The 20,537-nt window shown below is 65.1% G+C and carries 21 protein-coding genes and 1 tRNA gene; 7 read left to right on the forward strand and 15 right to left on the reverse strand.

The window, feature by feature from the left end; translation table 11 throughout:
* Nucleotide 1: 1 nt before the first annotated feature.
* A complete protein-coding gene (locus U9J41_RS14755) occupies nt 2-1,588 on the reverse strand; it encodes a DUF1800 domain-containing protein (protein WP_322402952.1) in 1,587 nt (528 codons plus the stop codon).
* Nucleotides 1,589-1,761: 173 nt separating this feature from the next.
* Between U9J41_RS14755 and U9J41_RS14760 the strand changes: the two genes are divergently transcribed.
* Nucleotides 1,762-2,112 carry a DUF3147 family protein gene (locus U9J41_RS14760; RefSeq protein ID WP_322402953.1) on the forward strand — a complete coding sequence of 117 codons (351 nt, stop codon included), beginning with the start codon at nt 1,762-1,764 and terminating at the stop codon, nt 2,110-2,112.
* Nucleotides 2,113-2,271: 159 nt separating this feature from the next.
* The gene (locus U9J41_RS14765; RefSeq protein ID WP_322402954.1) at nt 2,272-2,850 is read left to right on the forward strand and encodes a PEP-CTERM sorting domain-containing protein; all 579 of its coding nucleotides are present in this window, start codon (nt 2,272-2,274) and stop codon (nt 2,848-2,850) included.
* Nucleotides 2,851-2,902: 52 nt separating this feature from the next.
* Here the strand turns inward: U9J41_RS14765 and U9J41_RS14770 are convergent, their stop codons facing one another.
* From U9J41_RS14770 to U9J41_RS14790, 5 genes are all read right to left on the reverse strand, one after another.
* Nucleotides 2,903-3,676, reverse strand: a complete 774-nt coding sequence (locus tag U9J41_RS14770; protein WP_322402955.1) for a hypothetical protein — start codon at nt 3,674-3,676, stop codon at nt 2,903-2,905.
* Nucleotides 3,677-3,961: 285 nt separating this feature from the next.
* Complete coding sequence (locus U9J41_RS14775; RefSeq protein ID WP_322402956.1) at nt 3,962-4,804, reverse strand: SDR family oxidoreductase; 843 nt, start codon at nt 4,802-4,804, stop codon at nt 3,962-3,964.
* A gap of 10 nt (nt 4,805-4,814) precedes the next feature.
* Entirely contained in the window at nt 4,815-5,669 is an 855-nt protein-coding gene (locus tag U9J41_RS14780) for an aldo/keto reductase (RefSeq protein ID WP_322402957.1), read from the reverse strand.
* A gap of 63 nt (nt 5,670-5,732) precedes the next feature.
* Nucleotides 5,733-6,722, reverse strand: a complete 990-nt coding sequence (locus U9J41_RS14785) for an aldo/keto reductase (RefSeq protein WP_322402958.1) — start codon at nt 6,720-6,722, stop codon at nt 5,733-5,735.
* 34 nt (nt 6,723-6,756) lie between these two features.
* Nucleotides 6,757-7,734: an aldo/keto reductase gene (locus tag U9J41_RS14790; protein ID WP_322402959.1), complete on the reverse strand. Its 978-nt coding sequence runs from the start codon at nt 7,732-7,734 to the stop codon at nt 6,757-6,759.
* Nucleotides 7,735-7,834: 100 nt separating this feature from the next.
* Between U9J41_RS14790 and U9J41_RS14795 the strand changes: the two genes are divergently transcribed.
* Entirely contained in the window at nt 7,835-8,728 is an 894-nt protein-coding gene (locus U9J41_RS14795) for a LysR family transcriptional regulator (protein ID WP_322402960.1), read from the forward strand.
* Nucleotides 8,729-8,784: 56 nt separating this feature from the next.
* On the opposite strand, the gene U9J41_RS14800 is transcribed toward U9J41_RS14795, so the two are convergent.
* From U9J41_RS14800 to pepN, 3 genes are all read right to left on the reverse strand, one after another.
* Nucleotides 8,785-8,860, reverse strand: a tRNA-Thr gene (locus tag U9J41_RS14800).
* A gap of 182 nt (nt 8,861-9,042) precedes the next feature.
* Nucleotides 9,043-10,044, reverse strand: a complete 1,002-nt coding sequence (locus tag U9J41_RS14805) for a class 1 fructose-bisphosphatase (protein ID WP_322402961.1) — start codon at nt 10,042-10,044, stop codon at nt 9,043-9,045.
* 26 nt (nt 10,045-10,070) lie between these two features.
* On the reverse strand, nt 10,071-12,734 hold the full coding sequence (pepN, locus tag U9J41_RS14810; RefSeq protein ID WP_322402962.1) for an aminopeptidase N: 2,664 nt from the start codon (nt 12,732-12,734) through the stop codon (nt 10,071-10,073).
* A gap of 220 nt (nt 12,735-12,954) precedes the next feature.
* Here pepN and U9J41_RS14815 point away from each other — a divergent pair, with 220 nt between their 5' ends.
* A complete protein-coding gene (locus tag U9J41_RS14815; protein ID WP_322402963.1) occupies nt 12,955-13,590 on the forward strand; it encodes a DUF4136 domain-containing protein in 636 nt (211 codons plus the stop codon).
* A 131-nt stretch (nt 13,591-13,721) separates the two neighbouring features.
* Here the strand turns inward: U9J41_RS14815 and U9J41_RS14820 are convergent, their stop codons facing one another.
* The 4 genes from U9J41_RS14820 to U9J41_RS14835 are packed head-to-tail and all read right to left on the reverse strand — an operon-like array spanning nt 13,722 to nt 16,201.
* Nucleotides 13,722-13,868: a hypothetical protein gene (locus tag U9J41_RS14820; protein WP_200958406.1), complete on the reverse strand. Its 147-nt coding sequence runs from the start codon at nt 13,866-13,868 to the stop codon at nt 13,722-13,724.
* Nucleotides 13,865-14,845 carry a quinone oxidoreductase family protein gene (locus tag U9J41_RS14825; RefSeq protein WP_322402964.1) on the reverse strand — a complete coding sequence of 327 codons (981 nt, stop codon included), beginning with the start codon at nt 14,843-14,845 and terminating at the stop codon, nt 13,865-13,867. The genes U9J41_RS14820 and U9J41_RS14825 overlap by 4 nt, the downstream gene beginning before the upstream one ends.
* A 19-nt stretch (nt 14,846-14,864) precedes the next feature.
* On the reverse strand, nt 14,865-15,245 hold the full coding sequence (locus U9J41_RS14830) for a methylglyoxal synthase (RefSeq protein WP_322402965.1): 381 nt from the start codon (nt 15,243-15,245) through the stop codon (nt 14,865-14,867).
* A 29-nt stretch (nt 15,246-15,274) separates the two neighbouring features.
* Complete coding sequence (locus tag U9J41_RS14835) at nt 15,275-16,201, reverse strand: DMT family transporter (RefSeq protein ID WP_322402966.1); 927 nt, start codon at nt 16,199-16,201, stop codon at nt 15,275-15,277.
* Between the two features lie 151 nt (nt 16,202-16,352).
* Between U9J41_RS14835 and U9J41_RS14840 the strand changes: the two genes are divergently transcribed.
* The 3 genes from U9J41_RS14840 to purD all read left to right on the forward strand — a co-directional run bounded on the left by U9J41_RS14840 (nt 16,353) and on the right by purD (nt 19,279).
* Nucleotides 16,353-17,132, forward strand: coding sequence for a DUF2182 domain-containing protein (locus tag U9J41_RS14840; protein ID WP_322402967.1), 780 nt, complete (start codon nt 16,353-16,355; stop codon nt 17,130-17,132).
* 103 nt (nt 17,133-17,235) lie between these two features.
* Nucleotides 17,236-17,961 (forward strand): YebC/PmpR family DNA-binding transcriptional regulator, encoded by a 726-nt coding sequence (locus U9J41_RS14845; RefSeq protein WP_056449768.1) that lies wholly within the window; start codon nt 17,236-17,238, stop codon nt 17,959-17,961.
* Nucleotides 17,962-18,007: 46 nt separating this feature from the next.
* Complete coding sequence (gene purD / locus U9J41_RS14850; protein ID WP_056449770.1) at nt 18,008-19,279, forward strand: phosphoribosylamine--glycine ligase; 1,272 nt, start codon at nt 18,008-18,010, stop codon at nt 19,277-19,279.
* Nucleotides 19,280-19,494: 215 nt separating this feature from the next.
* Here purD and U9J41_RS14855 read toward each other — a convergent pair whose 3' ends face one another.
* A complete protein-coding gene (locus U9J41_RS14855) occupies nt 19,495-19,788 on the reverse strand; it encodes a GIY-YIG nuclease family protein (RefSeq protein ID WP_056449772.1) in 294 nt (97 codons plus the stop codon).
* A gap of 148 nt (nt 19,789-19,936) precedes the next feature.
* On the reverse strand, nt 19,937-20,518 hold the full coding sequence (locus U9J41_RS14860) for a hypothetical protein (protein ID WP_322402968.1): 582 nt from the start codon (nt 20,516-20,518) through the stop codon (nt 19,937-19,939).
* Nucleotides 20,519-20,537 lie beyond the last annotated feature (19 nt).

Below are 20,537 nucleotides of genomic sequence, written 5' to 3' on the forward strand. Positions count from 1 at the left end.
ATCAGCGCTGCATGAAATCGGGGCTGCCGAGCAGCATGGCCGCGCGCAGGTTGTCCGGATTGCGCTGGACGATGGCCTGCGTGCGTGGCGAAATCGATCCGGCCAGCGTCGCCTGCAGGCGCGCGGGATCGAGCGGCGCCGGCTTCGGACCGGCCGGCGCGGCCGGCGCCGGCGCCGGCACCGGCATGGCGTCGCCGCCGGCCATGTTCGGCGCCATCGTCGCGACGGGACGGGGGGCGGCCGGCAGCGCGGCCAGGGGCAGCCGGCCGGAGGCGAGCGCGGTGGCGAAGGCGATGCGCCGCGACAGCGCGTCCGGGTTGAGCCACGCGTCCTGCGTGTTCTTGTACCCGTCCGGCGTCTGGCAGCCGTACAGCGGCATGCCCAACTGGTTCATCGTGCTCACGAGCGGCATCACGTTCACGACCGGCGCGCCGCTGGCCCTGACCGCCGAGACCACGAACTGGTACGGCGTCTTGAACTTGGCGCCGACGGTGTCGGCGGCCATGAATTCGCGGCTCGCGAACAGCGTCGCCAGCACGGCGCGGATGTCGCCCTGCGACGCCAGCCACGTGGCCGCCATGCGGTCGACGAGGGCCGGCGGCGGATCGTCGCTGACGAAGTACTGGGCCAGCTCGCGGCTCACGTGATGGGCCGTGGCCGGGTGCATGGCCAGCACGTCCAGCGCGTATTCGCCTTCCTGGTGGCCGGCGGGCACGATCTCGTGCCCGAGCCAGGTTTTACGATCGCGGTCGTGGCGCCCGGCGTCGAAGCGGAACGTCTCGTCCGTGCGCGCCAGGCGCTTCTGGTCGAACGTCCAGCCGGTCAGCATGCGCGCCAGTTCCGTCACGTCGCGCTGCGTGTAGCCGCCGTCCGCGCCCAGCGTGTGCAGCTCCATCAGCTCGCGCGCGTAGTTCTCGTTCAGGCCGCGCTTTGCCTTTGCGCCCCCTTTGCCCTTCGCATCCGGACGCGGCGCCGACGACACGACGTTATCGAGGTAGAACAGCATCGCCGGATGCTTCGCCGTCGCGCCCAGCAGCGCGCGGAAGGAACCCAGCGCGTACGGTCGGATCGCGTCGCGCTCGTAACTCGTCACCAGCGCGCGGTCGATCCCCTTGCCGGCGAAGACGTTGAAATGGTTGTACCAGAAGTCGACCATGACTTCTTCCAGCTGGCGCGGGCTCTCGACGGCGCGCAGCAGCCGGGCCTCGGCAGCCTGGCGCGACACGCGCATCTCCACCTGGCGGCGGCGCTGCTTCGCGCCGTCGTCGTCCATGCGCACGTCGCGCCGCAGCGCCAGGAATTCGCCCAGCGACTCGCCCGTGCTGCGATTGACCGTGTCGAGTGCGCCCAGGCGCGCATTCAGGTCGGGCGGCAGCGGGATCGCCTCCGGATGCAGCTGCTCGGCTATCCAGCGCTGCACACCCATGTTCGCCACGCGCTCGACGTCGCCGGGACGCGGCCCGAACGCGAGCCGGTTCAGCACATGCAAGGCCTGCGCCTGCGCATCCGGCGCGGGCGCGGCCGCCGATGCGGCGCCGGACGCCATCAATGCAAGGGTCAGCAGGACAAGCGATGCGCGGTAGGTCATGGTCAGCACTCCTCGTTGATCGTCATTTAACCTTGAACGGATGAGCACAAATATCGATGCGACGTTTCAGTGGTAAGGATTTGTAACCGATCTCATGTAAAAGCCGCAGGTATGGAACAGGCGCGCTGGAGCGTGCTTTGCTACACTGGCGGAGTTTCACCTCCCCGTCCGCCATGTCCTGGATCGTCATCAAATACCTGATCACCGCCGCCGTCGTCGTCCTCGTGTCGGAAGCCGCCGCGCGCTCCGACCGCCTCGGCGGCCTGATCGCATCCCTGCCGCTCGTCACCGTGCTGACGCTGATCTGGCTGCACGTCGAGCGCCAGCCGCAGGAAAAAATCGCCAACCACGCCTGGTACACGCTGTGGTACGTGCTGCCCACGCTGCCCATGTTCGCCGTGTTTCCCTGGCTGCTCGACCGCTTCGGCTTCTGGCCGGCGCTCGCCGCCGGCGTCGCGATCACGCTGGGCAGCATACTCCTGTTCGCCCTCCTGCTGAAACGCTTCGGCATCCAGCTGCTCTGATCGTTCATGGTTCGAGGAGGCAGGGCGTCGTGACATAGACCATTTGCCGCCTTGCACTGCAAAGCGGCAAGCTGGCGACGCGGCGGACGGCCCCGGCCTATCCTTCGCACGAGGCCGCCGGATCGCCGGCCCGGCCATTCATCGCTTGCAAGGAATCCAATGACACGTCCATGCCTCCTGGGCGGTGCCCTGCTGCTGTGCACCGCCGTCCACGCCGCACCGTCCGCCTGGCAGTTCGAATACCGCGGCTTCTACGACTTCCACGACCCCGCCGTCCTGCGTACGGACATCGCCGTCACGGGCAGGATCGCCGGCGACGACGTCAACGGCGACGGCGTCATCGATGAATCCGAGCTCGACTCGCTGTGGATGAACATGCGGCTGTGGTCCGGCGACTTCGCGAGGTGCGGCGGCGGTTCCGTCGATCACGATTGCCAGCTCGACGCGTTTTCCTTCCGCCCCGGCACCGGCGGCAGCGACGCCCTCGACATTGCCGCAAGCTGGCGCGACGTGTACGCGACCCAGCTCGAGTACCACACGGAAGAGTTCGTGAGCGGCCTGAAGTACGCGGCCACGTCGAGTTACGGTCACGATTACCCGGTGGACGATTATTACTTCTTCGGCGCGGGGACGACGCTGACGATCACGCCGCTGTCGCCCGTCCCGGAACCGGGAGCGTGGATGATGCTGGGATGCGGCCTGCTTGCGCTCGCGGCGCGGCGGCGTCCTCGGCTTTGAAAAAAGAAAAAGCCGGCGCGAAGCCGGCTTCGATGTGTGAACGGAATACCGTTCAATAATCGCGGTTGCGGCCGCCCAGCAGCTTGGCCAGCACGAAGCCGGCGGCGGCGGCGATGGCGATGGCGGTGCCCGGTTTCTGGCGCACGTACTCGAAGCTGGCTTCGCGCCACTGGCCGTAGGCGTCGGTCAGCTGTTGCTGGCGCTGACCCAGGTTGACGGTGGCGCCGCTCAGCATGCCCTGCAGCTTGTCCACGCCGGCATGGGCGGTGGTGGCCAGGCGGTCGACCACCGGACGGGCCGCATCGGCAGCCTTGTCGACCATCGGACGGGCGGCGTCGGCGGCCTTGTCGATCGACTGGTGCAGGCCTTGGGCGCGCGCATTCACCTGGGCGCCCATGTCCTTCGAATCGCCGCCCACGCCCGAACCGGTGGCGGCGCCGGCGCTCTGGCTGTTCTGGCTGCCCGAACCCAGCGAACTGCTGTTGCTGGTGCCGATGCTGCTGTTGGTGCCGGAGGCGGTGGAGCCGGATGCGCTCATCGAGCCCATCGAGCCCATGCCCGACGACGACGACGCCGAGCCGGCATTGCTGGTGCCGCCCACGGCGCCCGTACTGGAAGCGGTGGCGCCGCCGGTGCTGCTGCCGGTCGAGCTGTGCTGGTCCTTGCCCTGGTTGTCCAAGCTGCTCTTGTTCAGGCTGCCCGAACCGGCCGTGCTCCCCAGGTTGCCCGCGCCGCTGGCGTTCGGCAGGTTGCTCGTGCTGTCCTTGCCCAGGTTGCCCGACCCCGTGGTGCTGCCTTTTGCTTCGCTCGACTTCTGATTATCCATGATGAATTCCTCTTGTAAGATTTTGACCAACGCGGAGTAGACCGATCTTCTTGACCGTGCATCCGTTCAAAAGTTCGACCGATAGGCGGTCCTTTCGCGTCGCGCCGATGCGCGATGTCGGTGCGACACCGTCAGAATGCGGTGTCTCAATAAAAAAAATATAACTTTTTGTCGGTCCCGACTGTGCGCTGCATAACAAAGACGGGGAAGGGCCTTGAAGAGTCATCCAGCAGTGCATGCGCCGGCGATAGGCGCGAATAGAAAAGCTTGGGTTTTGCCGTGACGTCAAATGACCTGCATTGGCTTGGGCGCGAGCTCGCCGTACCAGTACGCGGCGGTCACGCCACCATCCATCAGGAAGTCGCTGCCGCTGATGAATCCCCCTTCCGGCCCCATCAGCAGAGCTGCGACATTCGCCACCTCGTCGGGGGTGCCGACGCGCCCTGCCGCCGACAGCTCGATCATGCGCCGGTAACCCGAGCCACGCGGACCGGCGAACTCATCCTTCGCCAGCGGCGTAAAAATGATCCCGGGGCTGATGGTATTCACGCGTGCGCCACGCTTGCCCCAGCGGACGGCCTCGGCCATCACCCGCAGCGCATTGCCGCGCTTGGACACCTGATAGGCGTGCAGCGGGTCCGTGACCTGGTCCGGCTGCAGCATGGGCAGGGCCAGCAGGCCTTCCGCCGGCGTCAGGGCGAGCGCCTTGTTCTGCGCCTCGGTGAGCGCGGGCAGACGATGCCCCGATTGCGACGCGATCACGACCGCCGAGCCGCCCGGCGCGATCACGTTGCCGAATTCTTCCAGCACGACGGCGGTGCCGTACAGGTCGACCTTCAGGATCGTTTCCGGCGCCGCCTGCGTCGGCGAAACGCCGGCCGCATGGACCACGCCCATGACGGGGCCGAGCGAGGCGGCCAGCTCGGCCAGCGCATGGACCGACTCGCGGGACGACACGTCGACCTTCGCCGTCTTCACGTCGAAGCCCGCTTCGCTCAAGGTCTTGGCGGCGGCATCGGCATGCTCTGCGCGCACGTCGGCGAGCAGCACGAGCTTGCCCAGGCTGATACGCCGGGCAATAGCCTGGCCGATCGATCCCGGTCCGATCACGACGATGACTTCTTGCATTGCCTTCTCCTCAATCAATATTCAATTGACGCTCGCTCATCCACTTCACGATGTCCGGATCGCGGTGGGAGAAAAAACTGCTGGTGCCGTTTTCCAGCCCTGCGATGGCGTGCATATCCTCATCGCTCAGCGCAAAGTCGAAGATGGCCAGGTTCTCGGCCATCCGCTCGCGACGTACCGTCTTGGCCAGGGCAACGATATTGCGCTGGACGAGCCACCGCAGGACGACCTGCCCCACCGTCTTGCCATGCCGCGCAGCGATTGCCGTCAGCACGCCATTCCCGAACAGGTTGTTCCGCCCTTCCGCAAACGGCGCCCATGCCTCGGCCTGGACGCCCTGCGCCTGCATGAAAGCCGCCGCCTCGGGTTGCTGGTGAAAGGGATTGATTTCCACCTGATTCACGGCGGGCACGATCTCGTTGAACGCGATGATGTCCATCAGGCGGTCCGGGTGAAAATTGCTGACGCCGATGGCCCGCAGCTTGCCCGCCCGATGGGCCTCTTCCATGGCGCGCCATGACCCATGCACGTCGCCGAAAGGCTGGTGGATGAGAAACAGGTCGAGATAGTCCATGCGCAGGCGTTGCAGCGACCGGTCGATCGCGACCTTCGTGCGGTCGTAGCCCGCATCCTGAACCCAGAGCTTGCTCGTGATGAACAGCTCGCTCCGCGCCACGCCGCTGTTCCGCACGCCCTGCCCAACCGCGGCCTCGTTCATGTACGAGGCCGCTGTATCGATCAGGCGGTAGCCCGACTCGATGGCATCGATCACGGTGCGTTCGCACTCCCATGAGTCGGGAATCTGGAAAACGCCGAACCCCAGGATGGGCATCGGCAAGCCATTGTTAAGCGTTACATATTGCATCGTTGATTCCTTCGTTGGTCGATCAGGCGCCAGAAGCCACGCATCCGCTGGAGACGGCTACGATCAGCGCACGATTGCGGCGTCGAGCGCTTCCGACAGCGGCGCGCCCTTGATATCGATGGTGGCGAACGCCTTGTCGATGTCGCGCAAGTCGCTGTCGCTCAGTTGCAGCTCCGCTGCTGGCAGGTTGTCATCCAGGTGCGCAATCTGCGTGCCACCAGGGATCGGCACAATGAACGGCTTTTGCGCGAGCAGCCAAGCCAACGCGATCCGCGCGGGAGTCGCATTTTTACGCGCGGCCAGATCTTTCAAGAAGTCCACTACGGCGAAATTCGCTTCCAATGCTTCCTTGGTGAAGCGCGGGAAGGTCGAGCGCAGGTCACTTGGATCATCGAACTTCATGTCGCGCGTGATTGCCCCGGTCAGGAACCCCTGCCCCAATGGCCCCCAGGCGACGAAGCCGATACCGAGTTCTTCGCACAGGGCCAGCGCGCCATGCTCTGCTTCGCGCTGCCACAGCGAATAATGGTTCTGGATGGCGGCGATCGGCTGCACCGCATGCGCGCGGCGGATGTTCTCGATGCCGGCCTCGGACAGGCCGAAATGCTTGACCTTGCCCTCGCGGATCAGGTCCTTGACGGTGCCGGCCACGTCCTCGATCGGCACGTTCGGGTCGACGCGGTGCTGGTAAAGCAAATCGATGCGATCCGTACGCAGGCGCTTGAGCGAGGCCTCGACCACGTCGCGGATGTGTCCGGGGCGGCTGTCCAGGCCAACAATCTGCTTGTCGTCGTCGATCTTGAAACCGAACTTCGTGGCAATCAAGACTCGGTCACGCACCGGCTGCAGCGCCTCACCGACCAGTTCTTCGTTGACGAACGGGCCATAGCCCTCGGCCGTATCGAACAGCGTCACGCCGCGCTCGACGGCGCTGCGGATCACCTTGATCGCCTCGCCTTTGTCGGTGGCCGGGCCGAGGCCGAAGCTCAGGCCCATGCATCCCAGACCGATTGCCGAGACTTCCAGATTGTCGCCGAGTTGTCGTTGTTTCATGCTCTTCTCCATATTCATTAAATTTGCCGCACCTTCACTTGCCGACAAGCTTCTGTCGATCGGCCGAGTAGCGCGCACCCTGCACGGAGATGCTGGACAGCGCCTCCGTCAGGTCGCGCAGTTCGTCGGGCACCAGTTGGAGCGACGCGGCGCCGAGGTTCTCGTCGAGCCGGTGCAGTTTCGTGGTGCCGGGAATCGGCACGATCCAAGGCTTTTGCGCCAGCAGCCATGCCAGCGCGATCTGGGCGGGCGTCGCGCCCTTGTCGCCAGCGATACGGCCGAGAAGGTCGACCAGGACCTGATTCGCTGCGCGCGCTTCCTCCGCAAAGCGCGGCACGGTGTTGCGGAAGTCGGTCGGGTCAAACTGGGTAGACGCTTGAATCGCGCCGGTCAGGAAGCCCTTGCCGAGCGGGCTGAACGGGACGAAGCCGATGCCCAGCTCTTCCAGCAGCGGCAGGATCTCCGCTTCCGGTTCGCGCCACCACATCGAATATTCGCTTTGCAGGGCCGCCACGGGCTGTACAGCATGTGCACGTCGGATCGTCGCCGTCCCGGCTTCCGACAGGCCAAAATGCTTGACCTTGCCCTCGCGAACCAAGTCCCGCACCGTGCCGGCCACGTCTTCGATCGGCACGTTCGGATCGGGTCGATGCTGATAAAACAGGTCGATGCTATCGGTCCCGAGGTGCTTGAGCGATTGTTCGGCCACCGCGCGGATGCGCTCCGGCCGGCTGTCCAGGCCGGCACGAGGGTCGCCGTCGCGGAAACCGAACTTCGTGGCGATCACGACCCGGTCACGGAACGGCGCCAGCGCCTCGCCGACCAGCGCCTCGTTCGGACCATAGGCCTCGGCGGTATCGAACAAGGTCACGCCGCGTTCGACCGCCGTGCGGATCAGTTCGGTGGCCGCGCCGCGCTCGGCCGCCGGCCCATATCCATAGCTAAGTCCCATGCAGCCGAGGCCGATCGCAGAGACACGCAATCCACTTTTTCCGAGTTCACGCTGTTCCATCGTTTGCTCCCTGTAAGTCAATACGAACACTGTACCGGCGCCGCCATTACTTGATAAGCCGGTACAATCCGCATGCCTTGATTAGCGGAGCTAATGAATCATGAAAGAGAACCTCAATGACCTGAGCGCTTTCGTGCTCGTTGCGCGCGAAGGCAGTTTTACGAAAGCGGCGGCCCGGCTCGGCATATCGCAGTCGGCCTTGAGCCAGACGATCCGGGGGCTGGAAGAACGACTGGGCATACGCCTCCTGATGCGTACGACCCGAAAGGTGGCGCCGACCGATGCCGGCGAGCGCCTGCTGGGTGCCATTGGACCAAGGCTGGACGGGATCGAAGACGATCTCGCCGCGCTGGGCGAGTTGCGCGACAAGCCGGCCGGCCCGGTCCGCATCACGGCCTCGGACCACGCAGCCAGTTCGATCCTGCTGCCGAAGCTGTTGCCGCTACTGGCCCGCTATCCCGACATCCAGCTCGAAATCAATACCGACTATCGGATGATCGACATCGTCGAGCAGCGCTTCGACGCAGGCGTGCGCCTCGGCGAGCACCTGGCGAAGGACATGATCGCCGTGCGCATCGGCCCCGACGTACGGATGGCGGTCGTCGCGGCGCCGTCCTATTTCGACGTACACGCACGTCCCGAGAAGCCGCAGGACCTGACGAGCCACGACTGCATCAACGTGCGCCTGCCGACGCATGGCGGATTGCTTCCGTGGGATTTCAGCAAGGATGGACGCGCGCTGAACGTGCGGGTCGAGGGGCCGCTGATCCTGAACGGCTTTCCGCAGGTCCTGCAGTCCGCACTGGCGGGCGCCGGGCTGGCGTTCATCCTGGAAGACACGGTGCGGCACCACCTCGCCGAAGGCAGGCTCGTGCGCGTGCTCGACGACTGGTGCAACGACTTCCCCGGCTACCACCTCTACTATCCGAGCCGGCGCCAGCCCTCGTCCGCATTTGCACTCGTCGTGGAGGCCTTGCGGTACAGGCAGCGATGAAAAAACAAAGGGTCACAAGCTTTCGCTTGCAACCCTTTATCCTTACTGCTGAATTTTGGTGCCGCTGACCGGAATCGAACTGGTGACCTTCGCATTACGAATGCGCTGCTCTACCGACTGAGCTACAGCGGCTAAACCGGAACAACCGTTTAACCTGTGCCTGCACTACCTTGCCATCAGACTGCTGGCGGCCCGGAGGCCATCATGGGTGTTGCTCAATCGAATGAGCTGCACCGCAAAGGAGCCCGCATTCTAACAACAACTCCGCAAACTTGCTAGTCCGACTCGGCAATTTTATGTGGAGCGGCCGAAAATCATTCCTGGTGGTAGCTCGTCACGCGCTCCACTTCGCTCTTCGAGCCGAGGAACACGGGCACGCGCTGGTGCAGCTTCTGCGGAACGATGTCGAGGATGCGCTCGCGGCCGTCCGTCGCGGCGCCGCCGGCCTGTTCGACGATGAGGGCCATCGGGTTCGCTTCGTACATCAGGCGCAGCTTGCCCGGTTGCGACGGGTCGCGCTGGTCGGCCGGGTACATGAAGATGCCGCCGCGGTTCAGGATGCGGTGCACGTCGGCCACCATCGAGGCGATCCAGCGCATATTGAAATCCTTGCCGCGGACGCCCGTCTTACCGGCCAGCATTTCGTCGACATAGCGCGTGACGGGCGGATGCCAGTGGCGCTGGTTCGACATGTTGATCGCGAATTCCTTCGTATCTTCCGGGATCTGCATGTCCTTTTGCGTGAGGACCCAGGAACCCATCTCGCGGTCCAGCGTGAAGCAGTTGACGCCGTTGCCGGTGGTGAGCACGAGCATCGTCTGCGGGCCGTACACGGCATAGCCGGCCGCGACCTGCTTGCTGCCGGCCTGCATGAAGTCGGCCTCGGTCGGGTGCGTCATGCCGTCCGGCGCCTTCAGCACGGAAAAGATGGTGCCGATGGACACGTTGACGTCGATGTTCGACGAGCCGTCCAGCGGATCGAACAGCAGCATGTATTCGCCCATTGGGTAGCGGTTCGGGATCGGGTGGATGGATTCCATTTCTTCCGACGCCATCGCCGCCAGGTGGCCGCCCCACTCGTTGGCCTCGAGCAGGATCTCGTTGGAGATCACGTCGAGCTTCTTCTGCACTTCGCCCTGGATGTTCTCGGTGTTGGCGCTGCCGAGGATATCGCCGAGCGCCCCCTTGCCGACCGAGTGCGAGATGGTCTTGCAGGCGCGCGCCACCACCTCGATCAGGAGGCGCAGCGACGCGGGGATGTTGCTGTGGAGACGCTGTTCCTCGACGAGGTATTGCGTCAGGCTGACTCGTTTCATGGACTTCCTTCGGTTTGTGAAAATCTTTAATTGGCGAGGGCCTTGCTGACCACCTCGCGCACATCGTTCGACAGCTTCGCCTGCCCGGCCACCTGCTGCAACGCCCGCTTCATGTGGGCCTGCAGGTCCGGCGTGAAGCGGCGCCAGCGGTCCATCACGCGGGCCAGGCGGCTGGCCACCTGCGGGTTCAGCGCGTCCAGCGCGATCACCTGCTCGGCCCAGAACGCGTAGCCGCCGCCGTCCGGCGCGTGGAAGCCCACCGGATTGCCTGCACAGAACGTAGACACCAGGCTGCGCGCACGGTTCGGATTACGCAAGGTGAAGGCCGTGTGCGTCATGAGTTCGCGCACGCGGTTCACGTTCGTCGTCGGGGCGGCGGCCTGCATCGCGAACCATTTATCCACGACCAGCGCCTCGCCCTGGAATTCGTCGTAGAAGCGCTGCAGGGCGTCCGCCGCGGCGGGCGCGCGCGCATGCACGAGGGCCGCCAGCGCGGCCACGCGGTCCGTCATGTTCGTCGCCCCGTCGAATTGCTGCCGGGCCAGCGTCAGGCTGTCGTCGTCCGGCGCCGCGCACAGATAGGCCAGCGCCAGGTTTTTCAGTGCGCGCTTGCCGATCGATCCGGCGTCCGGGCTGTAGTCGCCCGGCGTCTGGTTGGCGTCGTATTGCGCCCGCAATTCGGCGCGCAGGCGGGTGCCGATGGCGGCGCGCACGAACTGGCGCGCCAGGTGGATGGCGAGCGGGTCGACGACGTCCAGCTGGTCGGCGACCATCGTTTCCGACGGCAGCAACAGGGCCTGTTCGCGGAAGGCCGGGTCCAGCGTGTCGTCCGTGAGGATCTTGCGCATGGCGTCGACGAACACGTCGTCCAGGTCCGGCCTGGCAGTCTCGATGACGTTGCCGGCGGCGGCCACCTGGCCGGCCAGCTTCAGCAAACGACTCATCGCGAGGCGCTGGCCCGCTTCCCAGCGGTTGACCGGGTCGCTGTCGTGGCTGAACAGGTGCACCAGTTCGGCGTCGTTGTAGCCGTACTTCAGGATCACGGGCGCGGAAAAATCGCGCAGGATCGACGGCGTCGGCTGTTCCGTCACGCCGGTGAAGGTGAAGGTCTGGTCGGCGTCCGTCAGCTCCAGCACGGCCGTCGTTCCGCGGTTTGTTCCCTCCACGGTGAGCGGCAGGTCGCGGCCGTCGCGGCCCAGCAGGCCGACGGCGACCGGGATGTGGAACGGCAGCTTTTCCGGCTGGCCGGGCGTCGCCGGACACGACTGGACGAGGCGCAGCGTGTACGTCTGCGCCTGCTCGTCGTAGCGGGTCTCGGCCTGCACGACCGGCGTGCCGGCCTGGCTGTACCAGCGCTCGAACAGCGTCAGGTCGCGGCCGTTGGCGTCTGCCATGGCGAGGCGGAAATCGTCGCAGGTGACGGCCTGGCCGTCATGACGCTCGAAATACAGGTCCATGCCCTTGCGGAAGCCGTCGCGGCCCAGCAGGGTCTGGTACATGCGCACGACTTCGGCGCCTTTTTCGTAGACGGTGACCGTATAAAAATTATTGATCTCGACGAAGGAGTCGGGACGGACCGGGTGCGCCATCGGGCCGGCGTCTTCCGGGAACTGGGCCTGGCGCAATGTGCGCACCTGGTCGATGCGGGTGACGGCGCGGCCCGTGTTCGTGCCGATCATGTCGGCCGAGAATTCCTGGTCGCGGAACACGGTCAGGCCTTCCTTCAGCGACAGCTGGAACCAGTCGCGGCAGGTCACGCGGTTGCCCGTCCAGTTGTGGAAGTATTCGTGGCCGACGACGGCCTCGATGCCCTGGAAGTCGACGTCCGTCGCGACGCGCGGATTGGCCAGCACGAACTTCGTATTGAAGATGTTCAGGCCCTTGTTTTCCATCGCGCCCATGTTGAAGTCGCCCACGGCGACGATCATGAAGCGGTCCAGGTCGAGCTCCAGGTCCCAGCGCTCTTCGTCCCAGCGGATGCTGTGCTTGAGCGACTGCATCGCGTAATCCGTCTTGTCGAGGTTGCCCTCTTCCACCCACACCTGCAGCAGGGCCGTGCGGCCGTCGGCCAGTTCGAAGTCCTCTTCCTGGCACACGAGGCGCGCGGCGACGAGGGCGAACAGGTACGACGGCTTCTTGAATGGGTCTTCCCACAGCGCGTAGCGGCGGCCGTCCGGCAGTTCGCCTTCCTCGACCAGGTTGCCGTTCGACAGCAGCACCGGATACTTGTCCTTGTCGGCGCGCAGCATCACGGTAAAGCGGGCCATCACGTCCGGACGATCCGGGAAATAGGTGATGCGGCGGAAACCTTCGGCCTCGCACTGCGTATAAAAACTGCCATTGGACGTGTACAGGCCGCTGAGGGTAGTATTGCTTTCTGGAATGCAGACGGTTTCGATTTCCAGCGTCGCCTCTTCCGGCGCGTTGGGGATGCGCAGCAGGTTGCCCTCGACGGTGTACTCGCCCTCGGCCAGCGCCTTGCCGTTCAGGCGCAGGGTCACCAGTTCGATGTCTTCGCCGTACAGCTCGATTTCGCGCTGGGCACTGGCGGGATTCCGGCGCATCGTCATGCGGTTGGCGACGACGGTGCGGGCGGGGTCGAGATCGAAGCCGAGTTCAACGGTATCGACCAGATAACTGGGGGCGGTGTAATCCTTCCGGTAGATCGTCTGGGGCGTATCGGTGCGCATGGTCAGGGTCCGCAAAGCCGTTGGTGGGATGCTTATTTTACCAACAGCTTCACGCCACACTCCGTCTAACCTTTCTTTTGTATCGCCATGTATAGGCAGTAACCGCGCGTAAATGTATCGACGAACATCACGCATCGGGAATAATATGGTCACCTGAACAAGACCGATTACAGGATTTGACATCCGACAGACAGGGAATACCGAATAGATGGAGCGCATCATGAAACGTACCATGATCACGGCGGTCGCCTCGCTGAGCCTGTTGCTGGGCGGCTGTGCGACGACGATCCGCAGTGACGTCACCACCTTCAACCAGTGGCCCGCCCAGCTGCCCGACAAGAGCTATGCGTTCGAGACGCCCCCGCCGCAGGACAACACGCTCGAGCTGCAGAGCTACGAAAACCTCGTGCGCACCCAGATGAGCCGCCTCGGCTTCCATGAGGTGCCGCAGTCGCCCGCCCTGAAGGTGTCGATGCGCTTCTCGACCATCGACGTGCCGACGCAGGTCATCTACCCGACCTTCACGCCGATGTACTCGCCCCGCTTCGCCTACATGGGCTGGCGCCGGCGCTACTGGGGCGGCTGGTACAGCCCGTTCTACGACCCGCTGTGGGGCCCGTACCCGGCCTATGACGTGCAGGAAGAACACCGTTACCACCGCCAGCTGCAGTTGTCGATCGCGTCGGCGACGGACGGCAAGCGCCTGTTCGACGTCACGGTCCGCAACGTCAGCAAGCAGATGTCGACCCCGGCCGTGATGCCGGCCCTCGTGCAGAGCGCGTTCGAAGGCTTTCCGGGGCCGAATGGCGGGTCGCGGGTGATCGAGTTGAAGCAGGATCCGCGGCAGAACGGTTAATCCGCGGATCCCGTCGCCCCTGTGCAGGCAGGGGCCCGATTTTTACGTGTCTCGACAACGCCAGCAAACTTGGGTCCCCGCCTCCGCGGGGACGACGTTTTCAGGCGTGGGCACCCAGTGACCACCATCGTTCAACCGAGGTACGCTTCCGACAAAAACGTAATCCCCACGATCAGCAGCACCGCCAGCATCAACACCACCAGCAAGCGCCCGAAACGCGGCGCCGTGGCCGGCTGCGGGTCGATCGGCGGTTCATTATCGTCGCTAAATTCTCTCATGGCAGCAGGATCGTTTTGCCCGTCGTGCGACGGCCTTCGAGGGCGATGTGGGCTTGCGCCGCGTCGGCGAGGGGGAAGCGCTGGTGGATCTCGATGCTCACCTGCCCGCTCGACACCATCTGGAACAGGTCGGCCGCCATCGACTCCCGCTGCGCCCGCGTGGCCGCATACGATTGCAGCGTCGGCCGCGTGATGTACAGCGAGCCGCGCGCCGCCAGCTCGTTCAGCGCGAACGGCGGCACCGGCCCCGACGAATTGCCGAAGCTGACCATCAGTCCGCGCGGCCGCAGGCAGTCCAGCGAGCGCGTGAACATGTCCTTGCCGACCGAATCGTAGACGACCGGCACCCTGGCCCCGTTCGTGATCTCCAGTACGCGCTGCACGACGTCCTCGGTGTTGTAGTTGATGACGTGGGCGGCGCCGTGCTGCTTTGCCAGCGCCGTTTTCTCGTTGGACCCCGCCGTGCCGATGAGGTTCACGTCCAATGCGCGCGCCCATTGACACGCGATCAGGCCGACGCCGCCGGCCGCGGCATGGAACAGGACCGTCTCGCCCGCCTGCACGGCATAGGTCTGCTTGAGGAGGTATTGCACGGTCAGGCCCTGCAGCAGCATCGCGGCGCCCGTCTCGAACGAGATGTCGTCCGGCAGGTGCACGAGGACGTCGGCCGGCATCACGCGCAGCTGGCTGTAGGCGCCGTTCGGGCGCGCCGCATAGGCCACGCGGTCGCCCGGCCTGACGTGCGTGACGCCCTCGCCCACCGCCTCGACGACGCCGGCCGCTTCCTGGCCGAGACCACTCGGCAGGTCGAGCGGGTACAGGCCCGCGCGGAAATACGTGTCGATGAAGTTCACGCCGATCGCGTGGTTGCGCACGCGCGCCTCGCCCGGGCCGGGGTCGCCGACCTGGACGTCGACGTATTCCAGCACCTCGGGCCCGCCCGTGCGTGCGAAGCGGATTGCTTTTGACGTCGTCATGGCCGGCCTCCCGTCGGCATCAGTTTTCCGTCGCCTGCAGCTGCGACAGCACGAGGTGGGCGCTCGCCACGTTGGTCGCGCACGGGATGTTGTGCACGTCGCAGGCGCGCACGAGCGCGTTGATGTCCGGTTCGTGCGGCTGCGGGGTCATCGGGTCGCGCAGGAAGATCACGCAGTCGATCTCGCCGTTGACCAGGTGGGCGCCGATCTGCAGGTCGCCGCCGACCGGACCGGAATGCATGCGCGTCACGTCCAGGCCCAGTTCATTGATCAGGCGTCCGCCCGTGGTGCCGGTCGCCGACAGCGTGCAGCCGCGCAGGAAGTCGACGTACTCGGCGGCGAGCGCGATCATGTCGTCTTTTTTCTTGTCGTGGGCGATCAGGGCGATGCGAGGTTTCATGTTCCGTTCCGTTCTGGCGTTCTGGTTGATCAAGTTTGTTTTTTCAGCGACAGCAGATAGATCCCGGCCAGCACCAGGCCCGTTCCGGCCAGTTGCACGGTCGTGATCGCCTCCCCCAGCATGGCCCAGCCCAGGAACAGCGTCGACACCGGGCCGATCATGCCGGCCTGGGATGCCGTCGTCGCGCCGATGCGCTGGACCGCGGCCATCGTCATGAAGACAGGGAAGATGGTACAGAATATCCCATTCACGAGCGAGAGCCCGTAAACCGGCAGCGGCTGCACGAGCAGGCTGGCGGGGCGCAGCACGAAGAACTGGGCGATGCACGCCACGCTCGAGACGCACATCGCGTATGCCACCAGGCGCAGCGAGCCGATGCGGCGCACCATCTCGCCCGTGCCCAGCAGATAGGTCGCGTAGCAGATCGCCGAACCCAGCACGAACAGCGATCCGGTCACGGTACTGCCCGCGCCGCCCTGCAGGTCGTGCGCGAACACGAGCACGATGCCGCAGTACGACAGGCCGAGCGCGATCCATTGCGCGCGGGCGATGCGGCGCTTGAGGCCCAGTGCCGTGATCAGGAGGACGAAGGTCGGCGTGAGGAACAGGATCAGGCGCTCCAGGCCCACCGAGATGTATTGCAGGCCGAGGAAATCCAGGTAGCTCGACAGGTAGTAGCCGACCAGCCCCAGCCCGACGAGACGCCAGCGGTCGCGCACGGTGAGCGGCGGCTCGGTCCGCATCTTCCACACCGCGACGGCCGCGAACACCGGAAACGAGAACAGCATCCTGAACGCGATCAATGTAACGGCATCGATGTGGTAGCGGTACAGCAGTTTGGCGACGATCGCCTTCGTGGAAAACAGGACGGCGCCCGCGATGGCGATTGCCAGGCCGCCCAGCACGGCCGGGCGTGGGGGCGACGCAACGGAAATGTCAACAGCAGATTTACTCATCCGACGATTGTACGGGGAATCCACGTCGCCGGCTGAGGACGCCTCCGAACCCGGCCGGCAGCACGCGGTCCAATTGCCATCATCGCTCAACCGTCGACTGGAGGATGTCCATGGCACACCGTTGCACCCAACCGGCCGGAGCCGGCAAGCAATGAGCCGCGCCAGCGGCGTCGGCCGCCCCGGTGCCGACCGCACCGTCGTCCTCGCCCTGCTGGCGCTGCTCGCGGCGCTGTGCTGGGCCTGCCTGCTGTTCCTGATCTTCCGGGCCGGCCGCCTGTCGCCGCCGGGATCCGGCACCGGCGGCCACATCCTGGCCACGCCGTACCACACGGCCGACCTCGCGCGCCTGCTGGCGCTGTGGATCGTCGTCATCGCGGCGATGATGCTGCCGGCCGCGGCGCCGTCCGTACTGCTGTATGCGCGCGTCAAGCGGCTCGTGCGCGAGCGCTGGGTCTACCCTTCGACCTTCCTGTTCATGCTGGGCTACCTGTTCGCCTGGACCTGTTGCGCCCTCGCCGCCACCCTGGCCGACTGGCAGCTGCACGACGCCGGCGCGCTCGACGAGACGATGGGCATCGCGCACCCGACCGTCGGCGCCCTGGCCCTCGTCGCGGCCGGCGTCTACCAGTGGACGCCCGCCAAGCACGTCTGCCTGGACAACTGCCGCGCGCCGCTGGCGTTCGTCCTCACGCACTGGCGCCGCGGCACGTGGGGCGCGTTCCGCATGGGCGTCACGGATGCCCGCTACTGCACGGGCTGCTGCTGGCTGCTGCTGGCGCTCGTGCTGCCGGCCGGCGTGCTGGACCTGCCCGTGATCGCCGGCCTGATCGCGCTGATTCTGGCCGAAAAACTGCTGCCCGGCGGCCATGTGGTGGCATGCGCGACGGGGCTCGGACTGGTCGGACTGGGCACCGCATTGTTGTTTCCCTGACAGTTTTTAGACGGGGTGCCTATGCTAAAATGTCGAGGATTATCATACCCGGGGCCTCGATCATTGCAATCCAGCGAGGTCCTCTGCCTAAGGAAGACTCGACATGGCTGGACACAGCAAATGGGCCAACATCAAGCATAAGAAAGCCGCGACGGACGCGAAGCGCGGCAAGATCTGGACCCGACTGATCAAGGAAATCACGGTTGCCGCCCGCATGGGTGGCGGCGACGTTACGACCAACCCGCGCCTGCGCCTCGCCGTCGAGAAGGCGGCCGACGCGAACATGCCGAAGGATAACGTCAACCGCGCCGTGCAGCGCGGCTCGGGCGGCCTGGAAGGCGTCAACTACGAAGAAATCCGCTACGAAGGCTATGGCATCGGCGGCGCCGCCATCATCGTCGACTGCATGACCGACAACCGCGTGCGCACCGTGGCCGAAGTCCGCCATGCGTTCAGCAAATTCGGCGGCAATATGGGCACCGAAGGTTCCGTCTCGTTCATGTTCAAGCACGTGGGCCAGTTCCTGTTCGCGCCTGGCGTCGAAGAAGACAAGCTGATGGAAGCCGCGCTGGAAGCGGGCGCCGACGACGTGATCCCGGACGACGAAGGCGGCTTCGAAGTGCTGTGCGACCCGAACGGCTTTGCCGGCGTCAAGGAAGCGCTGGAAGCGGCCGGCTTCAAGGCCGATTCCGCCGAAGTCATCATGAAGCCGGACACCGAGACGGTGTTCACCGGCGAAGACGCGCTCAAGATGCAGAAGCTGCTCGACGCCCTGGAAAACCTGGACGACGTGCAGGAAGTCTATACGAACGCGGTCATTGAAGAATAAGCTTCATTCAAGTACAAGCACAGGCATCGCCTGGCGAAAGCAATCCATGAAAATCCTGGTAGTCGGCTCTGGCGGCCGTGAACATGCCCTGGCCTGGAAACTGGCCCAATCCGAACGTGTCCAGATGGTCTATGTCGCACCGGGCAACGGCGGCACCGCGCGCGATGCGCGCCTGGTCAACATCGACATCACCGATCCGGCCGCGCTGGCCGACTTCGTCGTCGCGGAAAACGTCAACCTGACGCTCGTCGGGCCGGAACAGCCGCTGGCGGCCGGCATCGTCAACCTGTTCCGCGCGCGCGGCCTGAAGGTCTTCGGCCCGACCCGGGAAGCGGCCCAGCTGGAAAGCTCGAAGGACTTCGCCAAGGCCTTCATGCACCGCCACGGCATCCCGACGGCGCAGTACCAGACCTTCACCGACGTCCAGCAAGCCCACGCCTACATCGACGCCCAGGGCGCGCCCATCGTCATCAAGGCCGACGGCCTGGCCGCCGGCAAGGGCGTCGTCGTCGCCATGACCCTCGACGAAGCGCACCAGGCGGCCGATGACATGTTGTCGGGCAACCGCTTCGGCGACGCCGGCGCGCGCATCGTGATCGAGGAATTCCTGGCCGGCGAAGAAGCGAGCTTCATCGTCATGTGCGACGGCAAGAACGTCGTCGCCCTGGCCACGTCGCAAGACCACAAGCGCCTCAAGGACCACGACCAGGGGCCGAACACGGGCGGCATGGGCGCGTACTCCCCGGCGCCCGTCGTGACGCCGTCGATCCACGCGCGCGTGATGCGCGAGATCATCAACCCGACCATCCAGGGCATGGCCAAGGACGGCATCCCGTACAGCGGCTTCCTGTACGCGGGCCTGATGATCGATGCGGCCGGCGTGCCCAAGGTCATCGAATTCAACTGCCGCATGGGCGATCCGGAAACGCAGCCCATCATGACGCGCCTGAAGAGCGACTTCGTGACGGTGCTGGAACATGCCTGCAACAGCACGCTGGACAAGGTCGAACTGGAATGGGACCGCCGCACCGCGGTGGGCGTCGTGATGGCGGCGGCCGGTTATCCGGACGCCCCGGCCAAGGGCGACATCATCGACGGCATCCCCGCGGAAACGCCGGAATGCGTCACCTTCCACGCCGGCACGCAACTGGTCGGCGGCACGCTGCAGACGTCGGGCGGCCGCGTGCTGTGCGTCGTCGGCCTGGGCGACAGCGTCAAGATGGCGCAGAAGCAGGCGTACGAGACGGTCGAGAAGATCCACTTCAACGGCGCGCAGTACCGGCGCGACATCGGCTGGCGCGGGATCAAGCAGGCGTAAGCGCTGCTTTTGGTTGCTTCGGAGCGGGATACGGCGAGAGCGGTGTCCCGCTTTCTCTTTGGCCGCTTCGGTTACGACTTCGGTAAGGAAATTGGGTCCCTGCATGCGCAGGGACGACGGTTTTTAGGCCAACACAATAAGCACGTCGTCCCTGCGCAAGCGGAACCCCGAGTTCAAACGTCCTCCCCGCGCAGGCGGGGACCCAAGTTACGCACCTACCGACAAATTTCATCGTAGAGATCACGCCAATCGGCGTTCATACTCTGGATGAGATTAACCTTCCAGTCCCGCCGCCATTTCTTGATCCGCTTTTCACGTGTGATGGCCTGCGTGATGTCGGCATGTACCTCGTACCAGACGAGGCGTTTCGTACCGGCGTCTTTTGTGAACCCGCTTACGAATCCTTCGCGATGTTGCCAAACACGTTTGATCAGATCGGAGGTAACGCCGACGTATAACGTACCGTATGGCTTGCTAGCCAGGATGTAGACGTAGCTCGACTTGTCCATATTCGTGTCCTCGGTTCCGAAAACGGCATGGTCGGGCCGAGGACTCGCTGGGCTACTGAGAAGTCGCAAGAAGGCTAACTTCGGAAGCCAGACTTAGGTTCCCGCCTTCGCGGGAACGACGGTTTTTGACGGTGATGACGACAAAGACTCAACCGCGACGACGGCGCGCCAGCCCACCCACAGCCAGGCCGCCCAGCATCAGCGCCAGCGTGCCCGGCAGCGGTACGGCACTGGCGGCCGCTTCCACGTCGACGTTGTCGATCTGATTGAAGGCGCCGGAGCTCAGGCGCAGTGCCGTGATGCCGGTCAGCGCCGTGGTCCATGTGCCCGCGTCCTGGATCGAGCCCACCCAGGTGCCGTCGGCCGATACGTCGCTCGCGTCCGTGTAGTAATCGAAGCCTTTCAGATCGAACTTGCCGCCGTCGACGCGGCTCAGGGTCACGAACGAGCCCGCACCGTTTTCCATGCCGTCGTGCCAGTTATAGGTCTGCGGCTCGTATGTGCCGTCGCCGATGTGCGCCGCCCCGGCGTCCGCGCCCGGCGCGTTCAGGGTCACCTGGAAGCCCGATTCCACATACGTCAGGTTCGGGCCGCTATAGGTCATGCTGTCGGCCAGCGGAAAGCCGTCGCCGTACATCATCTCGGTCAGGCCGTCGAAGTTCAGGACGGTCGCGCTGGCGCTGCCTGCCGCCACCAGGGCGACGGCGGCGAGGATGGTTTTGAATTTCATGTGGTTCTCCGAAAATAAT

It is taken from the genome of Massilia luteola, assembly GCF_034420155.1.
GTDB classification, from domain to species: Bacteria; Pseudomonadota; Gammaproteobacteria; order Burkholderiales; family Burkholderiaceae_D; genus Telluria; species Telluria luteola.